At 58.8% G+C, this 4,327-nt stretch carries 5 protein-coding genes; 4 read left to right on the top strand and 1 reads right to left on the bottom strand.

Annotated elements, in window-relative coordinates; all coding sequences use genetic code 11:
- The 4 genes from JWQ61_RS21130 to JWQ61_RS21115 all read left to right on the top strand — a co-directional run.
- A partial coding sequence (locus JWQ61_RS21130) for an NADH-quinone oxidoreductase subunit M (RefSeq protein ID WP_304362251.1) occupies positions 1 to 1,478 on the top strand: 1,478 nt, incomplete at its 5' end.
- A gap of 104 nt (positions 1,479 to 1,582) precedes the next feature.
- Positions 1,583 to 3,091 carry an NADH-quinone oxidoreductase subunit NuoN gene (gene nuoN, locus JWQ61_RS21125; RefSeq protein ID WP_304362250.1) on the top strand — a complete coding sequence of 503 codons (1,509 nt, stop codon included), beginning with the start codon at positions 1,583 to 1,585 and terminating at the stop codon, positions 3,089 to 3,091.
- Entirely contained in the window at positions 3,088 to 3,402 is a 315-nt protein-coding gene (locus JWQ61_RS21120; RefSeq protein ID WP_304362249.1) for a DUF2818 family protein, read from the top strand. The genes nuoN and JWQ61_RS21120 overlap by 4 nt, the downstream gene beginning before the upstream one ends.
- A gap of 90 nt (positions 3,403 to 3,492) precedes the next feature.
- Positions 3,493 to 4,050, top strand: a complete 558-nt coding sequence (locus tag JWQ61_RS21115) for an NUDIX domain-containing protein (RefSeq protein ID WP_304362248.1) — start codon at positions 3,493 to 3,495, stop codon at positions 4,048 to 4,050.
- A gap of 128 nt (positions 4,051 to 4,178) precedes the next feature.
- On the opposite strand, the gene JWQ61_RS21110 is transcribed toward JWQ61_RS21115, so the two are convergent.
- On the bottom strand, positions 4,179 to 4,327 hold a 149-nt coding region (locus JWQ61_RS21110; protein ID WP_304362252.1), incomplete at its 5' end, for a 4Fe-4S dicluster domain-containing protein.

Genomic DNA, 4,327 nt, shown 5'->3' with positions numbered 1-4,327 from the left:
CTTTCCCTCTTCTCAGCCTCGCGATCTGGTGTCCGGTCGCGTTCGGTATCCTGGTCCTGGCAGTAGGCCGCGACGATAATCCAACCCTGGTGCGCTGGCTGTCGCTGCTCGGCGCAGCGGTCAGCTTTGTGGTCACGCTGCCCCTGGTCTGCGGCTTCGACAATGCCTTCCACGGCATGCAGTTTGTTGAAAAGACCACTTGGATCGACCGTTTCAACGTCAACTACTATCTGGGCATCGACGGCATTTCCCTGTGGTTCGTGCCGTTGACGGCGTTTATCACAGTGCTGGTGGTGATCTCCGCCTGGCAGGTGATCGAGAAAAAAGTCGCGCAGTACATGGGCGCTTTCCTGATCTTGTCGGGCTTGATGATCGGCGTCTTCTGCGCGCTCGACGGCATGCTGTTCTACGTGTTCTTCGAAGCCACGCTGATCCCGATGTTCATCATCGTCGGCGTCTGGGGCGGCGCTAACCGCGTCTATGCCGCGATCAAGTTCTTCCTGTACACCCTGATGGGTTCGCTGCTGATGCTGATCGCCTTGCTGTACCTGTACATCCAGTCAGGCGGCAGTTTCGAGATCCTGACCTGGCACCAGCTGCCGCTGACGATGACCGCGCAGATCCTGATTTTCCTGGCCTTCCTGATGGCGTTCGCCGTCAAGGTGCCGATGTGGCCGGTGCATACCTGGCTGCCGGATGCCCACGTGGAAGCGCCGACCGGCGGTTCCGTGGTGCTGGCGGCCATCATGCTGAAGCTGGGCGGCTACGGCTTCCTGCGTTTCTCGCTGCCGATCACGCCTGACGCCAGCCACTACCTGGCCGGCTTCATCATCACCCTGTCGCTGATCGCGGTGATCTATATCGGCCTGGTGGCGCTGGTGCAGAACGACATGAAAAAGCTGATCGCCTATTCGTCGATCGCCCACATGGGTTTCGTTACCCTCGGTTTCTTCATTTTCAACGATATCGGCCTGCAGGGCGGCATCGTGCAAATGATCTCGCACGGTTTTGTATCGGGCGCGATGTTCCTTTGCATCGGCGTCCTGTATGACCGCATGCATACCCGCCAGATCGCCGAATACGGCGGCGTGGTCAACGTCATGCCGCGTTTCGCCGCCTTGTTCGTGCTGTTCTCGCTGGCCAATTCCGGCCTGCCGGGCACCTCCGGTTTCGTCGGCGAGTTCATGGTGATCCTGGGCGCGGTCAAGTTCAATTTCTGGATCGGCCTGCTGGCGGCGACCGCCTTGATCCTGGGCGCGGCGTATTCGCTGTGGCTGGTCAAGCGCGTGGTGTTTGGCGCCATCACCAATTCGCATGTGAAAGAAATGCTGGATCTGAACAAGCGTGAATTCGTCATGCTGGGTGTGCTGGCGATTGCCGTCATCGCGATGGGCGTGTATCCGGCGCCGTTCACCGATGCGATGCAAGTATCGGTGGCCGACCTGCTGAAGCATGTCGCGGTTACCAAGTTAAACTGATGAATTTGTGAATTGCGGGACAGAGTTTAAGAGCCACCGCAGCGTGGCGAATTACTCTGTCCCCAACTGACTAGAAGTGGTGTATAAAAATAAGCGGCAAATAAATGAATAACATGAATCTGATCCCTGTTTATCCGGAAATCTTTCTGCTGATTGCGACTTCGGTCGTGCTGCTGATCGATATGTTCGTTTCGGATGCCAAGCGCTACCTTACTTACTACCTGACGCTGGCCGTGCTGGCCGTGTGTTTCGTATTGACGTTTGGCGCATTCCAAAGCGGGGAGACGGTTTACACCTTCCACAATATGTTCGTCTCGGATCCGCTGAGCAGCCTGCTGAAACTGGTTTCTTACGTGGCGGTGGCGATCACGCTGGTGTATTCGCGCCGTTATGTGAGCGAACGCGGCATGGTCGGCGGCCATCTCGGCGGCGAATTCTATCCGTTGGCGCTGTTTACCCTGCTGGGCCAGATGGTGATGATCTCGGGCAGCAATTTCCTCAGCATCTACCTCGGCCTGGAACTGATGTCGCTGTCGCTGTATGCGCTGGTGGCGTTGCGGCGCGACAGCGCCGGCGCGACTGAAGCCGCCATGAAATATTTCGTGCTGGGCGCAATGGCTTCCGGTTTCCTGCTGTACGGGATGTCGATGCTGTACGGCGCTACCGGTTCGCTCGACCTGGTCGAAGTCACCCGTGCTGCATCCTCCGGCGGCATCAACCCGACCGTGCTGGTGTTCGGCGTGGTGTTCATCGTGGCCGGCCTGGCATTCAAGCTGGGCGCCGTGCCGTTCCACATGTGGGTGCCTGACGTCTACCAGGGCGCACCGACCGCGGTCACCTTGCTGCTGGGCGGCGCGCCCAAACTGGCGGCTTTTGCAATCTGTTTCCGCCTGCTGGTGGAGGCGCTGTTGCCGCTGGCGACCGACTGGCAGCAAATGCTGGTCGTGCTGGCGGTGCTGTCGATGGCGATCGGCAACATCACTGCGATTGCCCAGACTAACATCAAGCGCATGCTCGCATATTCGACCATTTCCCACATGGGTTTCATGCTGCTCGGCCTGCTGGCCGGCGTGGTCGACGGCAACCTGTTCTCGACTGTCAACGCGTACAGCTCGGCCATGTTTTATGCAATCACTTACGTGATGAGCACGCTCGGCACCTTCGGCGTCATCATGCTGCTGGCGCGCTCCGGTTTCGAAGCGGAAAACATGGACGACTTCAAAGGCCTGAACCAGCGCAGCCCCTGGTTTGCCGCGGTAATGCTGGTCCTGATGCTGTCGCTGGCGGGGATTCCGCCGCTGATGGGTTTCTACGCCAAGCTGTCCGTGCTGCAAGCCGTGCTCGGCACCGGCACCGGCCAGCTCTGGCTAGTGGTGGTGGCCGTGCTGTTCTCGCTGATCGGCGCTTTCTACTACCTGCGCGTGATCAAGCTGATGTATTTTGACGAGCCGCAAGACAGCTCGCCGATTGTCGCCAACCTCGATATGCGGGTGCTGCTCAGCCTGAACGGGCTGGCGGTGCTGGTGCTGGGCTTGTGGCCAGGCTGGCTGATGGATGCCACTACCATGGCGATCACGAAGTCCCTGACCTCCTTCCTTATCAGAGTGAATTGAACGTTTCTCTCTCCAGCTGGTTCGTGATCCTGTTGGCGCTGCTGGCCGCCAACCTGCCGTTTGTCAACGAACGCCTGTTCGCCCTGGTGCCGCTCAAGTCCGGCGGCCAGGCAGCGGTCAAGCCGGTCTGGGTGCGTTTGCTTGAGCTGTTCGCCTTGTATGCACTGGTTGGTTTGTTTGCCTATGTGCTGGAAGCGAATATCGGCAATACCTTTCGCCAGGGCTGGGAGTTTTATGCCGTGACCGGCTGCATGTTCCTGGTGCTGGCCTATCCTGGCTATGTGTTGCGCTACCTGAAAAAACACCGCTGAACCGGCTTCCTGCCTGGCGGCGGGCAGCCCAGCCTGCGCCTGCATTACAATCTTCCTCTCGTCTGCCTTATCTTTCCTCGGAGTTCCCGCATGGATAGTCACCTGAAAGAAACCCGGATCGCCAGCGCCGAAGCTTATGACGGCGACTTCCTCAAAGTGCAGCGCGATACGGTGCAGCTGCCCGACGGCAAAGCGACTACGCGCGAATACATCAAGCATCCCGGCGCAGTGGTCATCCTGCCGCTGTTCGAGGATGGCTCGGTCTTGCTTGAGCGGCAATACCGTTATCCGCTGGAGCGTGTGTTCATTGAATATCCGGCCGGAAAAATCGATCCGGGCGAAGATCACCTGGACTGCGCCAAGCGCGAACTGCTGGAAGAAACCGGCTATACCGCGACCGAATGGCAGCATGTGTGCACCATCCACAATGCGATTGCCTATTCCGATGAGCACCTGGAGCTGTACCTGGCGCGCGGCCTGGTCGGCGGCGAGCGCAAGCTGGACGACGGCGAATTCCTGGACGTCTTCAAGGCGCCGCTGACGGACATGCTGAGCTGGGTGAGGGAAGGCAAGGTGACCGACGTCAAAACCGTGATCGGCACCTTCTGGCTTGAAAAAATTGTCGCCGGCGATTGGAAACTGCCTTAAGGCGGGGTCGCCTAGACGGGGTGGCCTAGACGGGGTCGCCTAGGCGGGGTGGAAATTGCCCGGCTTTCAGATCCGTCGGCAAGCGGGTAGAACATAAAAAAGGCTGCATACGCAGCCTTTTTTGCACATCACATATTCGGATAGTTCGGCCCGCCGCCGCCTTCCGGCGTCACCCACACGATATTCTGCGTCGGATCCTTGATGTCGCAGGTTTTGCAATGCACGCAGTTTTGCGCATTGATCTGCAGCCGCTCGGTATTATCTTCATTGGTCACGA

The sequence above is a fragment of the Collimonas fungivorans genome (genome assembly GCF_028292705.1).
Taxonomy (GTDB): domain Bacteria; phylum Pseudomonadota; class Gammaproteobacteria; order Burkholderiales; family Burkholderiaceae_D; genus Collimonas; species Collimonas fungivorans_B.
The sequence above is the reverse complement of the archived record's forward strand: the minus strand, read 5'-3'. Positions and strand labels throughout refer to the sequence as shown.